The organism is Streptomyces sp. NPDC050619 (genome assembly GCF_040654815.1).
Lineage (GTDB): Bacteria > Actinomycetota > Actinomycetes > Streptomycetales > Streptomycetaceae > Streptomyces.
In genome coordinates this window covers 24,481-45,705 of sequence record NZ_JBFAIR010000032.1, presented here as the reverse complement: position 1 = coordinate 45,705, position 21,225 = coordinate 24,481, and the positions used below count along the sequence as shown (strand labels likewise).

The window sequence follows — 21,225 nt, the reverse complement described above, 5'->3', positions numbered from 1 at the left end:
CCTCAACGGAAGGCTGCTTCGGAGGGCTACCTCAATATCCCTTCCAGGAAGTCGCTGCCCAGCCGGGCCACCACGGTCACGTCCAGCTGGTGCAGGACGTACCGCCCACGGCGGCGCGTGGTGATCAGGCCCGCCTTCTTCATGACGCCCAGGTGCCGGGATATCTCGGGGGCGGTCATGCCGTGCACCAGGGTCAGCTCGCCGGTGGTGAACGCGCTGCGGGCCAGGCTGCGGCACAGCAGCATCCGCACCGGGTGGGACAGGGCGGCCATCCGCAGCGTCAGCTGCTCGACCGAGGGCGGAGCCGCGAGCTCCGGGGAGCCGAGCGGGTAGTGCAGCACCGGCTGCCAGTCGTACCGGTGCAGGACCATCAGGTGGGGCCAGCCCAAGCTGGTGGGGATGAGCAGCAGGCCGCCGCCGCCCGTGGCCGTACGGCCGTCGCCGAGCTTGTCGACCGTGATCCGTGCGGCGGACTCGTCGAGCGCCACCGCCGGCGACACCGAGGCCAATGCCTCGGCCAGGCCCCTGCGCCGCAGGAGGTCCGTCTTGTGCCGGGCGTCCGTGGCCAGCTGGTGGCGCAGCCGGGACCAGGTCTGCGCGAAGAACGCCTCGTCGCAGTCCTCCAGGAACTGTCTCAGCCAGGCCCGGATTCCCGGTGGGTCGGCCAGCAGCCGCTCACTGAAGCGCACCTGCTGTGGCCCGCGCGCGGCGGCCAGCTCCAGCGCCCGCCGGCGCAGCTCGGGGTCGGAGAGCGCGGTGGTCCGGCGCGTGCTGTACGGCAGGGCGCAGGTGAACTCGAGCGCCGCGTCCACGAACTGCTCGTCCGTCAGCTTGTCGAGCAGGTCCAGCTCCTCGGCGAGAGTCGCGCCGGGGAGCGTGGCACCGCCCGGGATGCCCGCGGCCGGCAGGAACAGGTCCGAGAACAGCGTCCGCCACAGGAAGTCGGCCTCGCACATCCGGTCGGCCAGATGCGGGTCGAGCCCCGCGGTCACGCTCGTCACCCAGCCCTGCAGGCCCGGATGGTGTCCCGGCTCGGACAACGCGTGCAGCGCCATGCAGAGCTCGGCCAGAGGAGAGGTCACGACGGCGACCCTCTCCGGCCGCAGCCCCGCGATGTCGATGGTCACGCTCATGCCCTCATGGTGCACCTCGCCACTGACAACGCGGCCGTCGATTGACGGGGGTCGTCAACCGACGCGGAGCCGCGGCGGCGACACAACCCGGGACCACCGGGGCAGCCGCGGAGCCCGATCCCGGCTGCGTCCGCGGCCCCGTTCTACCCGCTGACCTCCTCGGCCACCCGGGAGGCGAAGTGCGCGACCGCCGCCTTGACGTCGTCGGCCGTCCATTCCAGGCCGGGGGCCCGTACGCCGACCTCCGTCCAGGTCAAGCCGGGTCCCGGAGCGCACCAGGCGTTGGCGAAGAGCGTGGTGCCCGTCTCCTCGGCCGTTCGGATCGCGGCCTCCGAGACGGCTTCGGCGTCGTACGGCAGCCAGACCTGGAACTCGTTCGTGTGCGGCTCGGCCGGGTGCACGCGCGTCCACGGCAGCGCGGACGCCGCGAACCCCTCGCGCAGCGCGGCGGCCACCACGCGCGCGTGCCGCACGTAGTCGGGCAGCCGGGGCAGCTCACGCTCCAGGCCGACGAGGGCGGCCAGTGCCGTCGGGAACTGCTGGAAGACCATGCCGCCGTAGCGGTGCCGCCACGCCCTCGCCTCCTCCACCAGCGTCTTCGGACCGGCGAGGGCGGCGCCGCCGAAGCCGTCGAGGGACTTGTAGAACGACACGTAGACGCTGTCCGCCAGGTCCGCGATCTCGTCCAGGGAGCGACCGAAGTGGACGGTGGACTCCCACAGGCGGGCGCCGTCGAAGTGCACCACCGCGTCACGCTCGTGCGCCGCCTCCACCACGTCGGTGAGCTCCTCCCAGGTGGGCAGCACGAAACCGGCGTCCCTGAGGGGCAGTTCGAGCATCAGCGCCCCGAAGGGCTCCTCGAAGTCGCGCACCTCCTCGGCCGTGGGCTGCCGTGGCTCCCTGCCGACACGGACCGGACGCAGCCCGCTGACCTGACTGAAGGCGCCTCGCTCGTGCACCTCCGGGTGGGCCAGCGCGTGCAGGGCGACGGTCGGATTGCCGGTGCGGCCCGCCCAGCAACGCAGGGCGACCTGCTGGGCCATGGTGCCCGTCGGGAAGAAGGCGGCGGCCTCCTTGCCGAGCAGCCCCGCGACCTTCTCCTCCAGGGCCTCGACGACGCCGTCGCCGTAGATGTCCGAGGGTTCGTCGAGGTCGTAGCAGTCCGGGACGTGTTCCAGCAGCGCCAAACGCTCCCGCAGCGTGCCCAGATAGCCGGGGCGCGCCAAGGCGCGCTTCGAGGCGCGGTGGGCGCTGATGCGCCGCTCCCGGTGTCCCTTGCGCCACTCTTCGTCCGAGACCTGCTCCGCCGTATCGCTCATGGAGCCGTATTTTCCGCCCTCTCACGCGGGGGACTCGCAGCCTGTGGAAAACCCCACAGCCTGTGGACAACCGAACGCCCCTCGAACCAATCGCGTTAACATGACGAGAAATCGTCCGGTACCCAGAGCGGACTGGAACGGGAAGGCCGCCGTCGCGTGAGTACAGTCCAACAGCCAGACACCCAGGACCGCCCCGCGCGGCTCTCCGTCGGCGTCGTCGGCGCCGGCCGGGTGGGCCCCGCACTCGCCGCGTCCCTGCAACTCGCCGGGCACCGCCCGGTGGCCGTCTCCGGAGTCTCCGACGCCTCCCGGCGGCGCGCCGCGCTGATGCTCCCCGACGTACCGGTCGTGCCGCCCGCCGAGGTCATGGAGCGCGCCGACCTGGTGCTGCTGACCGTCCCGGACGACGCCCTGCCCGGTCTCGTCGAGGGCCTCGCCGAGACCGGGGCCGTGCGGCCGGGGCAGCTGCTGGTGCACACCTCCGGGCGGTACGGCGCGAAGGTCCTGGACCCCGCCCTGCGCGCGGGCGCGCTGCCGCTGGCCCTGCACCCGGCGATGACCTTCACCGGCACTCCCGTGGACGTGCAGCGCCTGGCGGGGTGCTCCTTCGGCGTCACCGCGCCCGAGCAGCTGCGGCTGGCCGCCGGGGCCCTCGTCATCGAGATGGGCGGCGAACCCGAGTGGATCGACGAGGAGATGCGGCCGCTGTACCACGCGGCGCTCGCGCTGGGCGCCAACCACCTGGTGACGCTGGTCGCCCAGTCCCTGGAGCTGCTGCGCGCGGCCGGGGTCGAGGCCCCCGACCGGATGCTCGGCCCGCTGCTCGGCGCCGCCCTCGACAACGCCCTGCGCTCCGGCGACGCGGCCCTGACCGGCCCCGTCGCGCGCGGGGACGCGGGCACGGTCGAGGCCCATGTCGAGCAGCTGCGCCTGCACGCCCCGCAGACCGTCGCCGGCTACCTGGCGATGGCGCGCGCGACGGCGGACCGCGCGCTCGCCCACGGACTGCTGAAGCCGGAACTCGCGGAGGACCTCCTCGGGGTACTCGCCGACGGAACCGACGGGCCTGACGGGATCGACGGCCCTGACGGAACCGATGGCCGTGACGGAACCGATGGCCCGGGCGGGCCTGACGGGATCGACGGCGCCGAAGGGGATGCCCGGTGACCGCCGCCCTGCTGCGTACCGCCGCGGCGCTGCACGCACGCGCGCGTGCCGGCCGCCGAGCCGTCGTGATGACCATGGGCGCGCTGCACGAGGGCCACGCCACGCTGATCCGTACCGCTCGCGAGATCGCCGGCCCCGACGGCGAGGTCGTCGTCACCGTCTTCGTGAACCCGTTGCAGTTCGGCAAGGGCGAGGATCTCGACCGCTACCCGCGCACCCTGGACGCCGACCTCAAGATCGCCGAAGAGTCGGGCGCGGACGCTGTGTTCGCCCCCGGCGTCGAGGAGGTCTACCCGGGCGGCGAGCCCCAGGTCCGCATCAGCGCCGGGCCCATGGGAGAGCGGCTGGAGGGCGCCTCGCGCCCCGGCCACTTCGACGGCATGCTCACCGTCGTCGCCAAGCTGCTGCACCTCACGCGCCCCGACATGGCGCTGTACGGGCAGAAGGACGCCCAGCAGCTCGCCATGATCCGCCGCATGGTGCGGGACCTGAACTTCGGCGTCGAGATCGTCGGCGTACCGACCGTCCGCGAGGAGGACGGCCTGGCCCTGTCCAGCCGCAACCGCTACCTCTCGTCCGAGGAGCGGCGCACCGCGCTCGCGCTGTCCCGCGCGCTGTTCGCGGGCCGCGACCGGCACGCGGCACAGGAGGCGCTCCGCGCGCGGGCGCGCGAAGTGCCCGCCACGCACGCGCGTGCCGAGGCCCTGAGCGCCATAGGGGAGTCCCGAGCTGCGGCCGACGCGCACGCCGTCGCGAAAGCCGCCCCGGGCGGCCCCGCGGCCGTCCGCGCGGCCGCCCGCCTGATCCTCGACGAGGCCGCCCGCCTCAACCCGCCCCTGGCGCTGGACTATCTGGCCCTCGTGGACCCGTCCGACTTCACCGACGTCAAGGACGACTTCACCGGCGAGGCCGTCCTCGCCGTCGCCGCCCGGGTCGGGACGACCCGGCTGATCGACAACATCCCCCTGACCTTCGGAGCCGCCTCGTGACCAGCACCGGCATACGACTGCACGCGCCCGCACCCGGGTGGTCCATCTCCGCGGACGTCGTGGTCGTCGGCTCCGGAGTCGCCGGCCTCACCGCCGCCCTGCGCTGCGAGGCGGCCGGCCTGCGGACGGTCGTCGTCACCAAGGCCCGCCTCGACGACGGCTCCACGCGCTGGGCGCAGGGCGGCATCGCCGCGGCCCTCGGCGAGGGCGACACACCCGAACAGCACCACGACGACACGCTGGTAGCGGGCGTGGGCCTGTGCGACGAGGAGGCCGTACGGATCCTCGTCACCGAGGGCCCCGACGCCGTACGCCGGCTGATCGCGACCGGTGCGCACTTCGACGAGTCCGAGGAAGGCGCCCTGGAGCTCGCCCGCGAGGGCGGCCACCACCGGCGCCGCATCGCGCACGCCGGCGGAGACGCGACCGGCGCGGAGGTCTCCCGCGCGCTCGTTGAGGCGGTACACGCGCGTGGCCTGCGCACCATCGAGAACGCCCTCGTTCTCGACCTCCTGACGGACGCCGACGGTCGTACGGCGGGCGTAACCCTGCACGTCATGGGCGAGGGCCAGCACGACGGCGTGGGCGCCGTGCACGCCCCCGCCGTGGTCCTCGCGACCGGCGGCATGGGCCAGGTGTTCTCGGCGACCACCAACCCCTCGGTGTCGACCGGCGACGGCGTGGCGCTCGCCCTGCGCGCGGGCGCCGAGGTGAGCGACCTCGAATTCGTCCAGTTCCACCCCACCGTGCTCTTCCTCGGCCCGGACGCGGAGGGCCAGCAGCCCCTGGTCTCCGAGGCGGTACGCGGCGAAGGCGCCCACCTCGTGGACGCCGGCGGTGTGCGCTTCATGGTCGGGCAGCACGAACTCGCCGAACTCGCCCCCCGGGACATCGTCGCCAAGGGCATCCTGCGGCGCATGCAGGAGCTGGACGCCGAGCACATGTTCCTCGACGCCCGGCACTTCGGCGCCGACATGTGGGAGCACCGTTTCCCGACGATCCTCGCCGCCTGCCGCGCCCACGGCATCGACCCGGTCCACGAGCCCATCCCGATCGCCCCGGCCGCCCACTACGCCTCCGGCGGCGTCCGCACCGACCCCCACGGCCGGACCACCGTTCCCGGCCTGTACGCGTGCGGCGAGGTCGCCTGCACCGGCGTGCACGGCGCGAACCGGCTCGCCTCCAACTCCCTCCTGGAGGGCCTGGTCTACGCCGAGCGCATCGCCGCCGACATCGCGGCGAGCCGGACGGAAAACGGCCTCCACGCGCGCGTGCCCGCACCGGTCGAGCGGCCCGAGAAGCCCGCGCATCCCCTGCTCGCGTCCGAGGCCCGGTTCGCGGTCCAGCGCATCATGACGCGGGGCGCGGGCGTCCTGCGCTCGGCCGGGTCCCTGACCGCCGCCGCGGACGCCCTCCAGCAGCTGCACAGCGAGGCCCGTGGCGCCCTCGACGAGAACGGCAAGACCGCCGAGCCCGGCGTCGACACCTGGGAGGCCACCAACCTCCTGTGCGTGGCCCGCGTCCTGGTCGCCGCCGCCCGGCTGCGCGAGGAGACCCGCGGCTGCCACTGGCGCGAGGACCACGCCGAGCGCGACGACACGACATGGCGCCGCCACATCGTCGTACGGCTGAATCCCGACCGGACGCTGGCCGTACACACCACGGACACCGCAGACTTCCCCCCGACCCGGCAGCAGCACCGTCCCCAGGAGCAGTGACAGAAGTGAGCACCCCCGATCTCCCCCTCGCGTCGACCGGCGGCTGCGGCGACGGCTGTGCCTGTGGCGCGGAATCCGACGCGGGATACGCAGAGTACGAAGAGTGCGGGCTCGACCCCGCGCTCGCACAGCTCCTGGCCGACGCCGGACTCGACCCCGTGGAGGTCGAGGACATCGCCAACATCGCCATCCAGGAGGATCTCGACCACGGCGTGGACGTCACGACGGTCGCGACCATCCCCGAGGAAGCCGTCGCCACCGCCGACTTCACCGCGCGCGAGGCGGGCGTCGTGGCCGGCCTCAGGGTCGCCGAAGCGGTCCTCTCGGTCGTCTGCGCGGACGAGCTGGAAGTCGAGCGGCACGTCGAGGACGGCGACCGCGTGGCGGAGGGCCAGAAGCTCCTGTCGGTCACCACGCGCACGCGTGACCTGCTCACCGCCGAACGCAGCGCGCTCAACCTCCTGTGCCGCCTGTCGGGCATCGCGACCGCCACGCGCGCGTGGGCGGACGAACTGGACGGCACCAAGGCGCGGGTCCGGGACACCCGCAAGACGACGCCGGGACTGCGCTCCCTGGAGAAGTACGCGGTGCGCTGCGGCGGCGGCGTCAACCACCGCATGTCGCTCTCCGACGCGGCCCTGGTCAAGGACAACCACGTCATCGCCGCGGGCGGCGTCACCCAGGCCTTCAAGGCCGTACGGGAGGCCTTCCCGGACGTACCGATCGAGGTCGAGGTCGACACCCTGCACCAGCTGCGCGAGGTCGTGGACTCCGGCGCCGACCTGATCCTGCTGGACAACTTCACGCCGGGCGAGTGCGAGGAAGCGGTGGCCGTCGTGCACGGCCGCGCGGCGCTGGAGGCGTCGGGCCGGCTCACCCTGGAGAACGCGAAGGCGTACGCGGACACCGGCGTCGACTACCTCGCCGTAGGCGCCCTGACCCACTCCTCGCCGATCCTGGACATCGGTCTCGACCTGCGCGAGGCGGAGTAGTCGCGATGCTCCTCACGATCGACGTAGGAAACACGCACACGGTTCTGGGCCTGTTCGACGGTGAGGACATCGTCGAGCACTGGCGGATCTCCACGGACGCGCGCCGCACGGCCGACGAGCTGGCGGTGCTCCTCCAGGGCCTGATGGGCATGCACCCGCTCCTCGGGGACGAGTTGGGCGACGGCATCGACGGCATCGCGATCTGTGCGACGGTCCCCTCGGTCCTGCACGAGCTGCGCGAGGTGACCCGGCGCTACTACGGCGACGTGCCCGCCGTCCTGGTCGAGCCGGGCGTGAAGACGGGCGTGCCGATCCTGACGGACAACCCGAAGGAGGTCGGCGCGGACCGGATCATCAACGCGGTGGCGGCGGTCGAGCTGTACGGCGGCCCGGCCATCGTCGTGGACTTCGGTACGGCGACGACCTTCGACGCGGTCAGCGCGCGCGGGGAGTACGTCGGCGGGGTCATCGCCCCCGGCATCGAGATCTCCGTCGAGGCGCTCGGCGTCAAGGGCGCGCAGCTGCGGAAGATCGAGGTGGCCCGGCCGCGGAGCGTGATCGGCAAGAACACGGTCGAGGCGATGCAGTCGGGCATCATCTACGGGTTCGCGGGCCAGGTGGACGGTGTGGTGAACCGTATGGCCCGGGAGCTGGCGGACGATCCGGAGGAGGTGACCGTCATCGCGACGGGGGGACTGGCGCCGATGGTGCTCGGGGAGTCCTCGGTGATCGACGAGCACGAGCCGTGGCTGACGCTGGTCGGGTTGCGGTTGGTGTACGAGCGGAACGTGTCGCGCATGTGAAGCGGGTCGCGCATGTGAAGCGGCCGGGTGGCTCACCGCGCCACACCCACACCCCTTATGTCGAGTTTGTCTGATTAGCGCGTATCGTCGCCGCATGCCCACGCCATACGGATCCCGCGGCGGCATGGCGTTCGGCGTGGAGGAGCTGCGTGTGCTCCGCCGCGCTCTCGCCCTCGCCCTCGACCCCACGCCCGCCCCGGCCGAAGACGTCCAGGACTGCCTCCGCCTCGCCGAGTCCCTCGACGAGGCGATGCGGGAAGGAGCCCGGCTGCGGGCCTTCCTGGTGGCCGACCTCGCCCGGTACCGCGCCGCCCTGCCCGGCACCGTCGCCGGCTACCTCACGCTCCTGGAGGAGGCGCTGGGCGCCGGATACCGCCCGAACCCCGACGACCTGGCCGCACTCCGCGCCCTGCGCGGTAACCCCGCCGCGGCCACCCTCCTGGACCGCTGCCAGGCCCTGGCCGAACAGGACGTACGCGCCCGCCTGGCCCGCGGTAGGTCCCACCGGACCACTGTGCCCACCCCGACCGTCCCGGCCTCCCGTACCCGCCTCCTGGCGCTCCCAGGGGGGCTTTCCGCCGCCTCCGAGAGCCTGGTTCATGGCTCCGCCAGGGGGTCGGTCAAGAGTCCGGCCGAGAGCCCGGTTCAGTGCTTCCCCGGAGGGTCGGTCAAGGATCCCGCCGAGAGTCTGGCTCAGTTCTCCGCCAAGGGTCCGGCCAAGGACCCCGCCAAGAGGCCCGCGGAGAAGCCCGCCGAGCGCCCCGAGCGCCCCGAGCGCCCCGAACGACCCGCCGCCCCCAAGCCGCCGACCCCGGCCACCCCCAAGCCCACGCGTCCCATCCCGACCCCGGGCGAGGTCTTCCCCCGCCGCAAGCCGACCCCGCCACCCGCGAACCCTCCACAGCAACTGGCCGCGGGCTGAGACACCCCGCCCGGGTCGTTCACCGGCCCCTGGCTACCCTGGACGCATGGACTATGTCTCGGCGCTCGTGCCCCCGGTCGTCATGGCCGTGTTCTTCATCGGCCTGATCAGGGTGATCGTGAAGACCCAGGGCGGGGCCAACAAGGCCAAGGAGGACGCGGCCGTCGACGCCGCCCTCGCGCGCGTGGAGAACGCCCGTCAGAACTCCGCGAACACCGACGCCTGAGCAGCCGACGGCCGTCGCCCCCGGCGTACTACTCCAGTACTTTCCGTAGTCGTACGCCCCCTTTGTCGCCGTCCGTCATCAAAAACGCACGTTCGGCAAGCGAATGCCGGAATCTCTCACTATTGTGTCGAGTTGTGCCTCGCCCATTGGGAGAACTCGAAGACGCGGTCATGACGCGGGTGTGGAAGTGGAACCGCCCGGTGACCGTTCGAGAAGTCCTGGAAGATCTTCAGCAGGAACGGTCCATCGCGTACACCACCGTGATGACCGTTCTGGACAATCTCCATCAGAAGGGCTGGGTGCGCCGCGAGGCGGAAGGCCGGGCCTATCGATATGAGGCGGTCTCCACCCGCGCCGCGTACGCCGCCGCGCTGATGAACGAGGCCTGGTCCCAGAGCGACAACCCCGCCGCCGCTCTCGTGGCGTTCTTCGGGATGATGAGCGAGGAACAGCGAGTTGCCCTGCGGGACGCCGTACGCATGGTCCAAGGGCCGGAATCGTCCGAAGTCACCCCGGAGACCCCGTCCGATACCGCGGAGGAGAACCCCGGCTCGGCGCGGGAGAGCGGCGGGCGATAGCGTCCGCTCATGTCAGCAGAGAGCTCAGCAGAGAGTCCCTCGACGGAGAGCCCCGAAGTCACCGCAAAAGCCATCACCGTGCGGCGGGCCCGTACCGGGGATGTCGCTGCCGTACGTCGTCTCCTTGACAGGTACGTCCGCGACGGCATCCTGCTCGACAAAGCGACGGTGACACTTTACGAGGACATCCAGGAGTTCTGGGTGGCCGAACGGGACGCCGGCTCAAGTACTGAGGTGGTCGGCTGCGGTGCCCTGCACGTGATGTGGGAAGACCTCGCGGAAGTCCGCACTCTCGCCGTGAAGCCGGGCCTGAAGGGCGCCGGTGTCGGCCATCAGTTGCTGGAGAAGTTGCTGCACACAGCGCGCTGGCTAGGGGTTCGCCGCGTTTTCTGTCTGACCTTCGAAGTGGACTTCTTCGGCAAGCACGGCTTCGTCGAGATCGGCGAGACCCCCGTCGACACCGATGTCTACGCGGAGCTGCTGCGTTCCTATGACGAAGGCGTGGCTGAGTTCCTCGGCCTCGAACGAGTGAAACCGAACACCTTGGGCAACAGCCGGATGCTTCTGCATCTGTGATCGCCGAGGGGGACAAGGCGAGACCCTATTCCGCCCGGCCGAGCCCTGCCCAGGTTCCCTATGTCCGAAACGCGCATGTTTCCGGACTGAGGGCGGCCGGTCTGTCTCTCCCGGGGGTTTGTGTTTTTCCAGCAAAAGCGGTTTGCTTTCCGACGTAGTGCAGTACTGCATATATCAGGGGACGGCGAAACGGCGGACGCCGCAGACCCCCGGCCCACGAGTTATGGATGAAAGGAAATCCGGTGGCACAGAAGGTTCAGGTCCTTCTTGTCGATGACATCGACGGCGGCGAGGCGGACGAGACCGTCACGTTCGCGTTGGACGGCAAGACGTACGAGATCGATCTCACGACCGCCAATGCGGACAAGCTGCGCGGTCTTCTCGACCCTTACGTGAAGGGCGGTCGTCGTACCGGAGGCCGCGCTTCGGGTGGGCGTGGAAAGGCCCGTGCCGCTTCCGGCGGCAGCCAGGACACCGCGCAGATCCGCGCCTGGGCGAAGGAGAACGGTTTCGAGGTCAATGACCGCGGCCGTGTTCCCGCGACCATTCGCGAGGCCTACGAGAAGGCCAACGCCTGATTCGGGGCCTGGCAGGCGGTCGACGGCTGTGCGCACGCGCGTCGCAGCCGCAGGCGGTGGCACTGAGCTGCCACCGTGTCCAGCAGGCGTACAAGATCGGGGGCGTCCCCACCGCCCCCCATGGCCGACAACGTCGGCAGCGAGGCCTCGACGTCGCACCCGGGCTCGGGGGGCCGCACCCACACGGCGGCCCCCTGCACGGCCCCGGAGCGGCCCGGGGCCAGTGGCGGCGGGCCTCCGGCGGGCCCCGGCTCGTACGGAAGCCCTCTCGCCCTGGCCGGCCCCGGCTCGTACGGAAGCCGTGCCGGCATACCCGGCCCGGGCACACCCGTCCCCGGCCGGAAGGAATGGGGCGTCGCCCCGACCGGCGTCGGCGGCCCGGCTTCGGGTGGCAGCGGCGCGTCCATGACGCCGCCCTCGCCGATCGCCGTGAGATCGAGGGTCAGCCCGCCCCACTCCAGCCAGTCCAGCACTCCGGGCAGTTCCTCGGCGTTGCCCGCGGCCACCAGCAGCCGCATCCGGTCGCCCTGAAGTGCCACCGGAGAGCCCGGCACCAGGTGGCGCAGTGCCGCCCGCCCCGCCTCGGCGGGCACATCCAGGACGTCGAAGTGCGGGCCCACGGCCAGCCGCAGCCCGGTTCCGGTGTTTCCGGGGCCGGCGGGCACTGTCGTCCAGCCCAGTTCGTTCTCGTACCACCGGCGGATCGGATCACTCGGATCGAGCGGCCGGCGGGGGAGCGGGAACGTGGTGAGGTCCGTGGTGACCGAGGGAAGGGTGCCAACCATGCCAAGTGCAACCGTCGAAGAGACGTGCGGGTTACGCTGGGTGTCCCTGTGATTGCGCAGAGTTCCGTAAATGGGGGCGCGCTGGGGTACGGGGAGGCGCAAGGTTGTTCGCCCATAGCGGAGCGAACCGGTGCGCGCGGCATGGACTGTCGGTCCGTGCGGGTAAGACATCCCTAGTGGGAGGGGGCGACACGCAGGAAACGGCGTCTCACGTTCGCCATCGGCGTACTGGTGGTGAGGGTAAGGGCCTGGCCTGCGGGAACATCGTCTCGCACCATCGGGTTGGAGCAGATGTCGGCTAACCGGGGTCAGGAGGCCAAGGATGGTGTCGGCAGTTGGAATGAGCGGTCCCCGCTTGCGGGACTAAGCTGCGGAAGGACAGGGAGGGGAAGTTCCCCCCACTGCCTGACCGCTCTGAGGAGCGATTAACGATGTTCGAGAGGTTCACCGACCGCGCGCGGCGGGTTGTCGTCCTGGCTCAGGAAGAAGCCCGGATGCTCAACCACAACTACATCGGCACCGAGCACATTCTCCTGGGCTTGATCCACGAGGGTGAAGGTGTCGCCGCCAAGGCCCTTGAGAGCCTCGGGATTTCGCTCGAGGCGGTCCGCCAGCAGGTGGAGGAGATCATCGGCCAGGGCCAGCAGGCCCCCTCCGGCCACATCCCCTTCACCCCCCGTGCCAAGAAGGTCCTGGAGCTGTCGCTCCGCGAGGCCCTTCAACTGGGCCACAACTACATCGGCACGGAGCACATCCTGCTCGGCCTGATCCGTGAGGGCGAGGGCGTCGCCGCCCAGGTCCTGGTCAAGCTGGGCGCAGACCTCAACCGAGTGCGGCAGCAGGTCATCCAGCTGCTCTCCGGTTACCAGGGCAAGGAGACCGCCACCGCCGGCGGGCCTGCGGAGGGCACTCCCTCGACGTCCCTGGTCCTCGACCAGTTCGGCCGGAACCTCACCCAGGCCGCTCGTGAGTCCAAGCTCGACCCGGTCATCGGGCGCGAGAAGGAGATCGAGCGGGTCATGCAGGTGCTGTCCCGCCGTACGAAGAACAACCCGGTCCTGATCGGTGAGCCCGGCGTCGGCAAGACCGCCGTCGTGGAGGGTCTCGCCCAGGCCATCGTCAAGGGCGAGGTGCCCGAGACGCTCAAGGACAAGCACCTCTACACGCTGGACCTCGGCGCCCTGGTCGCCGGCTCCCGCTACCGCGGTGACTTCGAGGAGCGCCTGAAGAAGGTCCTCAAGGAGATCCGCACCCGCGGCGACATCATCCTGTTCATCGACGAGCTGCACACGCTGGTCGGTGCGGGTGCCGCCGAGGGCGCCATCGACGCCGCTTCGATCCTGAAGCCGATGCTGGCCCGCGGTGAGCTCCAGACCATCGGTGCGACCACGCTGGACGAGTACCGCAAGCACCTGGAGAAGGACGCCGCGCTGGAGCGCCGCTTCCAGCCCATCCAGGTCGCGGAGCCGTCCCTGCCGCACACGATCGAGATCCTCAAGGGTCTGCGCGACCGCTACGAGGCCCACCACCGTGTCTCCATCACGGACGAGGCGCTGGTGCAGGCCGCCACCCTGGCCGACCGGTACATCTCGGACCGCTTCCTGCCGGACAAGGCGATCGACCTGATCGACGAGGCCGGCTCCCGGATGCGCATCCGCCGGATGACCGCGCCGCCGGACCTGCGCGAGTTCGACGAGAAGATCGCCGGTGTCCGCCGGGACAAGGAGTCCGCGATCGACTCGCAGGACTTCGAGAAGGCCGCCTCCCTCCGCGACAAGGAGAAGCAGCTCCTGGCCGCCAAGGCCAAGCGGGAGAAGGAATGGAAGGCCGGCGACATGGACGTCGTCGCCGAGGTCGACGGCGAGCTGATCGCCGAGGTCCTCGCGACCGCCACCGGCATCCCGGTCTTCAAGCTGACCGAGGAGGAGTCCTCGCGTCTGCTGCGCATGGAGGACGAGCTCCACAAGCGGGTCATCGGCCAGGTCGACGCCGTCAAGGCGCTGTCCAAGGCGATCCGTCGTACGCGTGCCGGTCTGAAGGACCCGAAGCGTCCCGGTGGTTCGTTCATCTTCGCCGGCCCCTCCGGTGTCGGTAAGACCGAACTGTCCAAGGCGCTCGCCGAGTTCCTCTTCGGCGACGAGGACGCGCTGATCTCCCTCGACATGTCGGAGTTCAGCGAGAAGCACACGGTGTCGCGTCTGTTCGGTTCGCCCCCCGGATACGTGGGCTACGAAGAGGGCGGCCAGCTGACCGAGAAGGTCCGCCGCAAGCCGTTCTCCGTCGTCCTCTTCGACGAGGTGGAGAAGGCCCACCCGGACATCTTCAACTCGCTGCTGCAGATCCTGGAGGACGGTCGCCTGACCGACTCCCAGGGCCGGGTCGTCGACTTCAAGAACACGGTCATCATCATGACGACCAACCTCGGCACCCGGGACATCTCCAAGGGCTTCAACCTGGGCTTCGCGGCCTCGGGCGACAAGAAGTCCAACTACGAGCGCATGAAGAACAAGGTCTCGGACGAGCTCAAGCAGCACTTCCGCCCCGAGTTCCTCAACCGCGTCGACGACGTGGTCGTCTTCCCGCAGCTGACGCAGGAGGACATCCTGCGGATCGTCGACCTGATGATCGGCAAGGTGGACGAGCGCCTCAAGGACCGGGACATGGGCATCGAGCTCTCCCAGTCCGCCAAGGAGCTGCTGTCCCAGAAGGGTTACGACCCCGTCCTGGGCGCCCGGCCGCTGCGCCGGACGATCCAGCGCGAGATCGAGGACTCGCTCTCCGAGAAGATCCTCTTCGGCGAGCTGCGTCCCGGTCACATCGTGGTCGTGGACACCGAGGGCGAGGGCGAGGCCAAGACCTTCACCTTCCGGGGTGAGGAGAAGTCGGCCCTGCCGGACGTCCCGCCGATCGAGCAGGCGGCCGGCGGAGCCGGTCCGAACCTGAGCAAGGAGGCGTAAGCCTCAGGGCGACGCCAGAAGGGGCCGGTGCTTTCGAGCACCGGCCCCTTCGTCATGCCCGCACGCTTACGACAACTGGCCGTCGTAGTCCGGCAGTTTGTACGTCTTCTCGGCGTGGCCGCCCGACAGGTCGGTGGCGCTGTTGCCGATGTTCGCGATGATCGTGTAGCCCTTCGACTCGATGTCGACGCGCTGGGCGGTCTTGTAGGCGGCGACGTCCTTGAAGAGGTCGCCCAGGCTGCGGACGTACAGCCCGGAGACCTGGTAGCCGACCTGCTTGAGGTTGTAGTCGGTCGCCGAGGCGATGATGCCCGGACGCGCCGTCACGAAGAACAGGGCGACGCCGTGCTCCTGGGCGTACTCGGCGGCCGCCAGGACCGGCTTGTTGGCCGGCTGCGGGTAGCTGAATCCGAAGTCGGTCTCCAGGGTGGTGTTGTCGATGTCGAGGACGATCGCCTGCTTCTCGCCCGGCTTCGTGTTCGCGATCCGCTGCTTCAGGTAGGGCAGGGCCTGGTCCATCACGGCCTGGCAGTCCTTCTGCCAGGTCGCGTAGTCGACGTCTGCGGCGGCGGCCGTGACGGTGGCGGCCGTGGCGGTGCCCGTGGACGTCGCGGCGTCGGCGGGGGCCGAGAGCGTGACGAGGGCGGCCGCGGAGACGGCTGTCAGGGCTGTTCCGCGCAGCCAGGGGCGTCGGCTTCTCATGTGGGGGGGTCCTCTCGCGTCCGTGCACGATTGTTGTCGCGTGCATGATTGGTGACCGGAGTGGCGCGAGGGGAACCGTAGGGTTACTGGACGGTAAGTGGCCAGAGACCTGCGTCACATCGGGCTGTGTGACTTGATGGCCGCGATCCGGGCGGCCGGTGATAAGCCGCACAGGCGATTTGTCCGTTACTAGCGGGAATAGTGGCAACCGACGTATTCGCAAAAGGGACTTTTGCCTGCGAAGGGCCCGCGAAGAGCCCGCGAAGAGCCTGTCAAGAGTCCGTAAGTATCGGGACAAAGTACTAGCTTCTGTCGTAGATCACAGGTTTGGGACTATTCGGGGTCAAGGGTTACCAAGGGATGGCCCCATCCGGTGGACGCCTGTGCGTCGGATGGTTTTCCTGTCTCCGACCCCATGAGGTTCTCTATGTCCCCGCGTGTCTCGTTCCGTTCTTCCCGTACGTCCCGTCTCCGCACCCGTGCGACCGTGTTGGCCGTCGGCCTGGGGGCCTCGGTCGTGCTGGGGGTCGGAGTCGCGGCCGCCGCGGACGCCACGTCGGTGGCCACCACCGCCAGTGCCGTCCAGGTGCAGTCCAAGGCCGCCGCCGCCAAGAAGGCGGCGTCCTGGATCGACCCGGTGAAGAAGTACAAGCTGTCCGCCGGCTTCAACCAGTCCGGCAGCATGTGGCAGTCCACCCACAGCGGGCAGGACTTCGCCGTGGCGAGCGGCACCCAGGTCCTGGCCGTGCACGGCGGCACCGTCGCCAAGGCGGGCGGCAACGGCGCCGGTGACGGACCGGCGTACGGCAACGCCATCGTCATCAAGCACGGCAACGGGACCTACTCCCAGTACGCCCACCTGTCGCGGATCGACGTGAAGGTCGGCCAGGTCGTCAAGACCGGCCAGCACATCGCCCGGTCCGGCAACACCGGCAACTCCAGCGGCCCGCACCTGCACTTCGAGATCCGTACGACCGCGAACTACGGGTCGGCCATCGACCCGGCCGCCTTCCTGCGCGCCAAGGGCGTGACCGTCTAAGGATCGTCAAGGACCGTCGAGATCGCGCCCTGAGCCGCTCAGGACCCTTGGTGGGCCTGGGTCACCAGGTCCGTGGCGACCTTCAGGACAGCCTCGCGCTTCTCCTGGGGGTCGCCTTCGAGGTCCTGGAGGAGGAACATCCCGGCGTGCAGGGTGAACAGCGCGCTGGCGTAGCGGACCTGGTCGACCAGGTCCGCGTCCGGGTCGGCGATGATGGCGCGCAGGCCCTGCATGCGCTGCTTGAAGGTATCGCCGATGCGCAGTTCCCGTACGGTCGCCTGGTTCTCCTGCATGAAGCGGAACAGCGGTGTCGCGCCGGCCAGGGCCTCGCTGTAGCGGCGTACGATCTCCTGCTTCGTCTCCAGGGTGTGCGGCTGTCGCTTGCCCCACTCGATCAGGTCGAGGATCGGCTGCGTCAGGTCGTCGAAGAGACTGACGAGGATCTCTTCCTTGGACTTGAAGTGGTAGTACAAGGCCGCCTTGGTGACGTCGAGTTGCTCCGCGATCTCACGCAGGGAGGTCTTCTCGTAGCCCTGCTCGGCGAAGAGTTCGAGGGCTACGTCCTGGATGCGCTGGCGGGTGTTGCCGCGGCGCTGCTGCTTGGTGCCGTCCATGGTGCCGCCCATCCTCGTACTCCTCGGCCTTGTAGAAAACTTACTTGACGCCCGGCTAGTTAGCCATCTAACTTCCCTGAGTGTAGTCAACTAGCCGGGCGGCAAGTAAGCAGCCGGCCGGACGCGGTACCCAGGGGAGTGGGAAAGATGGCGGACGCGCAGACGGCAGAGCCGGAGTCAGAGAAACAGCCCAGGAGTGTACGGGTCGTCCTGCTGGCGCTGATGATCACGATGATGCTCGCGATGCTCGACAACATGATCGTGGGTACGGCGATGCCGACGATCGTGGGCGAGCTCGGTGGGCTCGAACACCTGTCGTGGGTCGTGACCGCGTACACCCTCGCGACGGCGGCTTCCACTCCCCTGTGGGGCAAGCTCGGCGACATGTACGGGCGCAAGGGCGTCTTCATGAGCTCGATCGTGCTCTTCCTGATCGGGTCGGCGCTCAGCGGCATGGCCCAGGACATGGGGCAGCTGATCGGCTTCCGGGCCGTGCAGGGCCTCGGCGCGGGCGGTCTGATGGTCGGCGTCATGGCGATCATCGGTGACCTGATACCGCCGCGGGAGCGTGGCAAGTACCAGGGCATGATGGCCGGCGTCATGGCGCTCGCGATGATCGGCGGCCCGCTGGTCGGCGGCACCATCACGGACAACTGGGGCTGGCGCTGGTCCTTCTACATCAACCTGCCGCTCGGCGTGGTCGCGCTCACCGCGATCAGCGTCGTACTGCACCTGCCGAAGAAGCGGGCGCAGGCGCGGATCGACTATCTGGGCGCCGGACTGCTGACCGTGGGCATCACCGCCATCGTGCTCGTCACGACCTGGGGCGGTACGGAGTACGCCTGGACGTCCGCGCGGATCATGGAACTCATAGGGATCGGCGTCGCCGCCCTCATCGGATTCGTGTTCTGGCAGACCAAGGCCGCCGAGCCGGTCGTACCGCTGCACATCTTCCGCAGCCGCAACTTCACGCTGATGGCGATCATCGGCTTCATCACCGGCTTTGTGATGTTCGGCGCGACCCTCTTCCTGCCGCTGTACCAGCAGTCGGTGCAGGGTGCCTCCGCGACCAACTCCGGTCTGCTGCTCCTGCCGATGCTCGGCGCGATGCTCGTCACCTCGATGGTCGCGGGGCGGGTCACCACGAACACCGGCAAGTACAAGGCCTTCCCGATCGTCGGCAGCATCCTGATGGTCGTCGGGCTGTATCTGCTGTCGACGATGGACACGGGCACCTCGCGGTTCACGTCCGGTGTCTTCATGGCCGTGGTCGGTCTCGGCATGGGCTGCCTGATGCAGATAACCATGCTGGTCGCCCAGAACAGCGTCGAGATGAAGGACATGGGCGTCGCCTCCTCGACCTCGACCCTCTCGCGCACCCTCGGCTCCTCGTTCGGCGTCGCGATCATGGGCGCGCTGTTCAACCACCGCGTCCAGGACGTCATGGCCGAGCGGGCCGGAGCGCTGGGCTCCAAGGTGACCGAGCAGTCCGCGCAGCTGGACGCGAAGGGCCTGGAGAAGCTGCCGGCCGCCGTGCGCGAGGCGTACCAGCACGCGGTGTCCGCCGGCACGCACTCGGCGTTCCTGCTGGGGGCGGCGGTGGCGGTGGTCGCGATGGTGGCGGCGTGGTTCGTGAAGGAGGTTCCGCTGAAGGGAGCGGGGCCGCAGAAGGCGGGGGAGGGCCCGGCGGACGGTACGGCGGCCGCGAAGGCGCCGGTGGCCGAGGCCGTCTGAGCCCCACTGCGAGGCCTCCGGGTGGTTGTCCGCCCCCGGGGGCCTTCGTCATGCCCGGATCGACGCCGGGACGTCGGGGCCATTGTCAGTGCCCCGTGTCACCATCGGTCGCATGGACAAGATGCGGCAGTTGCGGCTGGCCAAGGACGCGATGGACCGCGACTGGGCCGACCCGGAGCTGGACCTGGAAGCGGTGGCCGCGCACGCCGGGTACTCGCGGTACCACTTCATACGGGCCTTCAGGGAGGCCTACGGCGAGACGCCCGGCCAGTATCTGACCCACCGCCGCATCGAGCGCGCGGAGGACCTGCTGCGCACCGCGAACCTGTCCGTGACGGAGATCTGCCACCTCGTCGGCTTCAGCAGCCTGGGCACCTTCTCCTCCCGGTTCAAGGCATGGACCGGGCTGACCCCCAGCGAGTACCGGATGAAGCACGTGGGGCGGGGAGCCGCCCTCATACCGGGCTGCTACGCCATGCTCTGGGCCGGCGGGTTCCGGAGCGGACCCGGCAGCGCACAGCGCAATTCTGGAGAAGCGGGCTGACGGCGCCGCTGCCTACGGTGACAGGGCAAGGCCAAGGACCGCCGACAGGAGTGACGCCATGATCAAGGGACTCGCCATTTCGACCGTCTGGGTTCTCGACCAGGAGCGGGCGAAGCAGTTCTACACCGAGAAGCTGGGGCTGGAGGTCCGTACGGACATGACGATGGGCGAGGGCGGCATGCGCTGGCTCACCGTCGGCTCCCCGAACCAGCCCGATGTCGAACTGACGCTGATGGTGCCGGGTGGGGGCGCGATGGACCCGGAGTCCGCCGAGATGATCAAGAAGCTGGTGGCCAAGGGGGCGCTCGGCGCGGGCGTGCTGACCACCGACGACATCCACGGCGACTACAAGAAGCTCAAGGACCGCGGCGTGGAGTTCCTCCAGGAGCCGCAGGAGCGCCCGTACGGCACGGAGGCACTCTTCCGCGACGACTCCGGGAACTGGTTCTCCTTCACCCAGCCCCGCGAGGGCGAGCTGGACCTGGACAAGGACTGGACCTGCTAGTCGCACGCGGCTAGGGCAGCATCGGATAGCTTCCGGTGTTCGTCGGCGCGTGCTCGGGCAGCCACAGCACCGCCACCGCCCCCTCCGCCGGTACCTCCTCCGGCGCGCCCGCCTGCCGTACGTTGCGGAAGGTCAGGCGGGCGCCGAGCACCCGGGCCTGCCCGGCCGCGATGGTCAGGCCCAGTCCGTGGCCGTGGCCGGCCCGGTCGGCGGAGCCGGTGCGGAAGCGGCTCGGGCCCTCGGCGAGCAGGTCCTCGGGGAAGCCGGGGCCATGGTCGCGGACCCGGATGACCCGGCCCTCGACGGAGACCTCGATCGGCGGCTTGCCGTGCCGGGCCGCGTTGGCGAGCAGGTTGAACAGGACGCGCTCCAGGCGCCGCGGGTCGGTGGTGACCTCCGACTCGTGCACCACGCGCACCTCGATGGCCGGGTCCTTCGCCGTCACCCGCCGGCTGACGAACTCGCCCAGCAGGATGTCCTGCAACTCGGCCCGCTCGGAGGCGCCGTCGAGGCGGGCGACCTCCAGCACGTCCTCGACGAGCGTGCGCATGGCCTTGGCCCGGTCCAGCACCAGTTCCGTCGGACGGCCCGGCGGCAGCAGTTCGGCCGCCGTCAGCAGTCCGGTCACCGGGGTGCGCAGTTCGTGCGCGATGTCGGCGGTGACCCGGCGCTCCGCCTCCAGCCGCTGCCGCAGCGTGTCCGCCATCGCGTCCACCGCGCTCGCCAGGTCGTCGGTCTCGTCCCGTACGAACCCGCCGATGGCCTCCCGCACCCGCACGTCCGTCTCGCCCTTGGCGAGCTGGTTCGCCGCGGCCGCCGCCTTGCGCAGCCGCCGCGACAGCTGCCCGCCGATGAGCACGCCGAGCGCGCTGCCGCCGAGGACGACCGCGATCGCGCCGATCACCAGGGCCTGGTCGAGGTCGTTGAGGATGTCCGTACTGCGGTCGGTGAACCCGGTGTGCAGGGACAGCACCTGCCCGCCCTTGACCGGTACGGCGGCCCAGATCTCCGGCACGCCGTCCGCGCCGTCGGACACATAGGTCGCCCGGCGGCCGTGCTCGACCCGCTGCCGCAGCGCCGGCGGCAGCTCCGGGTCGTCGATCTTGATGCTGGGGAAGTTCGGCCGGTTGGACAGCTCATAGTTGCGCTGCGCGATCTGGACGCGCTCGTCGGCGAGGTCGCGCGCGTTGTCCAGCATCGAGACCCGGGCGGCGTTGTGCACGACGAGGCTGAGCGCGATCGCCACCAGCGCGCCGACCAGCGCGATGGCCGCGCTCAGCTTCCATCTCAGTCCCGTACGTATGCCCGGAATCACGGTGCTCGGGCGCCGAAGGTTCCCCACCC

Annotated in this window: 20 protein-coding genes and 1 pseudogene; 15 read left to right on the top strand and 6 right to left on the bottom strand. The window is 70.1% G+C overall.

The genetic code is table 11. The annotated features are described in order from the left end of the window. Window positions 1-26: 26 nt before the first annotated feature. Window positions 27-1,133, bottom strand: coding sequence for a DUF5937 family protein (locus AB0I77_RS38970; RefSeq protein WP_363287542.1), 1,107 nt, complete (start codon window positions 1,131-1,133; stop codon window positions 27-29). 143 nt (window positions 1,134-1,276) lie between these two features. Further along, window positions 1,277-2,452 carry a beta-eliminating lyase-related protein gene (locus AB0I77_RS38965; protein WP_363287541.1) on the bottom strand — a complete coding sequence of 392 codons (1,176 nt, stop codon included), beginning with the start codon at window positions 2,450-2,452 and terminating at the stop codon, window positions 1,277-1,279. Window positions 2,453-2,608: 156 nt separating this feature from the next. Here AB0I77_RS38965 and AB0I77_RS38960 point away from each other — a divergent pair, with 156 nt between their 5' ends. From AB0I77_RS38960 to AB0I77_RS38915, 10 genes are all read left to right on the top strand, one after another. Continuing rightward, window positions 2,609-3,619 carry a DUF2520 domain-containing protein gene (locus AB0I77_RS38960; RefSeq protein ID WP_363287540.1) on the top strand — a complete coding sequence of 337 codons (1,011 nt, stop codon included), beginning with the start codon at window positions 2,609-2,611 and terminating at the stop codon, window positions 3,617-3,619. Further along, window positions 3,616-4,608 carry a pantoate--beta-alanine ligase gene (gene panC, locus AB0I77_RS38955; RefSeq protein ID WP_363287539.1) on the top strand — a complete coding sequence of 331 codons (993 nt, stop codon included), beginning with the start codon at window positions 3,616-3,618 and terminating at the stop codon, window positions 4,606-4,608. The genes AB0I77_RS38960 and panC overlap by 4 nt, the downstream gene beginning before the upstream one ends. Beyond that, window positions 4,605-6,326, top strand: coding sequence for an L-aspartate oxidase (locus tag AB0I77_RS38950; RefSeq protein WP_363287538.1), 1,722 nt, complete (start codon window positions 4,605-4,607; stop codon window positions 6,324-6,326). The genes panC and AB0I77_RS38950 overlap by 4 nt, the downstream gene beginning before the upstream one ends. 5 nt (window positions 6,327-6,331) lie before the next feature. After that, entirely contained in the window at window positions 6,332-7,318 is a 987-nt protein-coding gene (gene nadC / locus AB0I77_RS38945; RefSeq protein ID WP_363287537.1) for a carboxylating nicotinate-nucleotide diphosphorylase, read from the top strand. A gap of 5 nt (window positions 7,319-7,323) precedes the next feature. After that, on the top strand, window positions 7,324-8,121 hold the full coding sequence (locus tag AB0I77_RS38940) for a type III pantothenate kinase (protein WP_363287536.1): 798 nt from the start codon (window positions 7,324-7,326) through the stop codon (window positions 8,119-8,121). Window positions 8,122-8,245: 124 nt separating this feature from the next. Continuing rightward, window positions 8,246-9,043 carry a hypothetical protein gene (locus AB0I77_RS38935; RefSeq protein WP_363287626.1) on the top strand — a complete coding sequence of 266 codons (798 nt, stop codon included), beginning with the start codon at window positions 8,246-8,248 and terminating at the stop codon, window positions 9,041-9,043. Window positions 9,044-9,089: 46 nt separating this feature from the next. Continuing rightward, window positions 9,090-9,269, top strand: coding sequence for a hypothetical protein (locus AB0I77_RS38930; RefSeq protein ID WP_363287535.1), 180 nt, complete (start codon window positions 9,090-9,092; stop codon window positions 9,267-9,269). A gap of 146 nt (window positions 9,270-9,415) precedes the next feature. Continuing rightward, window positions 9,416-9,847, top strand: coding sequence for a BlaI/MecI/CopY family transcriptional regulator (locus AB0I77_RS38925; protein ID WP_363287533.1), 432 nt, complete (start codon window positions 9,416-9,418; stop codon window positions 9,845-9,847). 9 nt (window positions 9,848-9,856) lie between these two features. After that, the gene (locus AB0I77_RS38920; protein WP_363287532.1) at window positions 9,857-10,423 is read left to right on the top strand and encodes an amino-acid N-acetyltransferase; all 567 of its coding nucleotides are present in this window, start codon (window positions 9,857-9,859) and stop codon (window positions 10,421-10,423) included. 242 nt (window positions 10,424-10,665) lie between these two features. Continuing rightward, window positions 10,666-11,001, top strand: a complete 336-nt coding sequence (locus AB0I77_RS38915) for an Lsr2 family protein (protein ID WP_363287531.1) — start codon at window positions 10,666-10,668, stop codon at window positions 10,999-11,001. Here the strand turns inward: AB0I77_RS38915 and AB0I77_RS38910 are convergent. Further along, entirely contained in the window at window positions 10,980-11,786 is an 807-nt protein-coding gene (locus tag AB0I77_RS38910; protein ID WP_363287530.1) for an SCO3374 family protein, read from the bottom strand. The two genes, AB0I77_RS38915 and AB0I77_RS38910, sit on opposite strands and share 22 nt — an antisense overlap. Window positions 11,787-12,217: 431 nt before the next feature. Here AB0I77_RS38910 and AB0I77_RS38905 point away from each other — a divergent pair, with 431 nt between their 5' ends. Then, window positions 12,218-14,743 (top strand): ATP-dependent Clp protease ATP-binding subunit, encoded by a 2,526-nt coding sequence (locus tag AB0I77_RS38905; protein WP_363287529.1) that lies wholly within the window; start codon window positions 12,218-12,220, stop codon window positions 14,741-14,743. A gap of 66 nt (window positions 14,744-14,809) precedes the next feature. Here AB0I77_RS38905 and AB0I77_RS38900 read toward each other — a convergent pair whose 3' ends face one another. Further along, window positions 14,810-15,445 carry an HAD family acid phosphatase gene (locus tag AB0I77_RS38900; RefSeq protein WP_363287528.1) on the bottom strand — a complete coding sequence of 212 codons (636 nt, stop codon included), beginning with the start codon at window positions 15,443-15,445 and terminating at the stop codon, window positions 14,810-14,812. Between the two features lie 427 nt (window positions 15,446-15,872). On the opposite strand from AB0I77_RS38900, the gene AB0I77_RS38895 reads away from it, so the two are divergent. Next, window positions 15,873-16,484 (top strand): M23 family metallopeptidase, encoded by a 612-nt coding sequence (locus AB0I77_RS38895; protein ID WP_363287527.1) that lies wholly within the window; start codon window positions 15,873-15,875, stop codon window positions 16,482-16,484. Window positions 16,485-16,522: 38 nt separating this feature from the next. Here AB0I77_RS38895 and AB0I77_RS38890 read toward each other — a convergent pair whose 3' ends face one another. Continuing rightward, a complete protein-coding gene (locus AB0I77_RS38890) occupies window positions 16,523-17,110 on the bottom strand; it encodes a TetR/AcrR family transcriptional regulator (protein WP_363287526.1) in 588 nt (195 codons plus the stop codon). A 108-nt stretch (window positions 17,111-17,218) separates the two neighbouring features. Between AB0I77_RS38890 and AB0I77_RS38885 the strand changes: the two are divergent. The 3 genes and pseudogenes from AB0I77_RS38885 to AB0I77_RS38875 all read left to right on the top strand — a co-directional run. Further along, window positions 17,219-18,832: pseudogene (locus tag AB0I77_RS38885) on the top strand (MDR family MFS transporter); the annotation flags it as partial. 112 nt (window positions 18,833-18,944) lie between these two features. Next, a complete protein-coding gene (locus AB0I77_RS38880) occupies window positions 18,945-19,376 on the top strand; it encodes a helix-turn-helix transcriptional regulator (RefSeq protein ID WP_363287525.1) in 432 nt (143 codons plus the stop codon). A gap of 58 nt (window positions 19,377-19,434) precedes the next feature. Then, on the top strand, window positions 19,435-19,881 hold the full coding sequence (locus AB0I77_RS38875) for a VOC family protein (RefSeq protein ID WP_363287524.1): 447 nt from the start codon (window positions 19,435-19,437) through the stop codon (window positions 19,879-19,881). A 10-nt stretch (window positions 19,882-19,891) separates the two neighbouring features. Here the strand turns inward: AB0I77_RS38875 and cseC are convergent, their stop codons facing one another. Continuing rightward, window positions 19,892-21,223 (bottom strand): two-component system sensor histidine kinase CseC, encoded by a 1,332-nt coding sequence (gene cseC / locus AB0I77_RS38870; protein ID WP_363287523.1) that lies wholly within the window; start codon window positions 21,221-21,223, stop codon window positions 19,892-19,894. Window positions 21,224-21,225 lie beyond the last annotated feature (2 nt).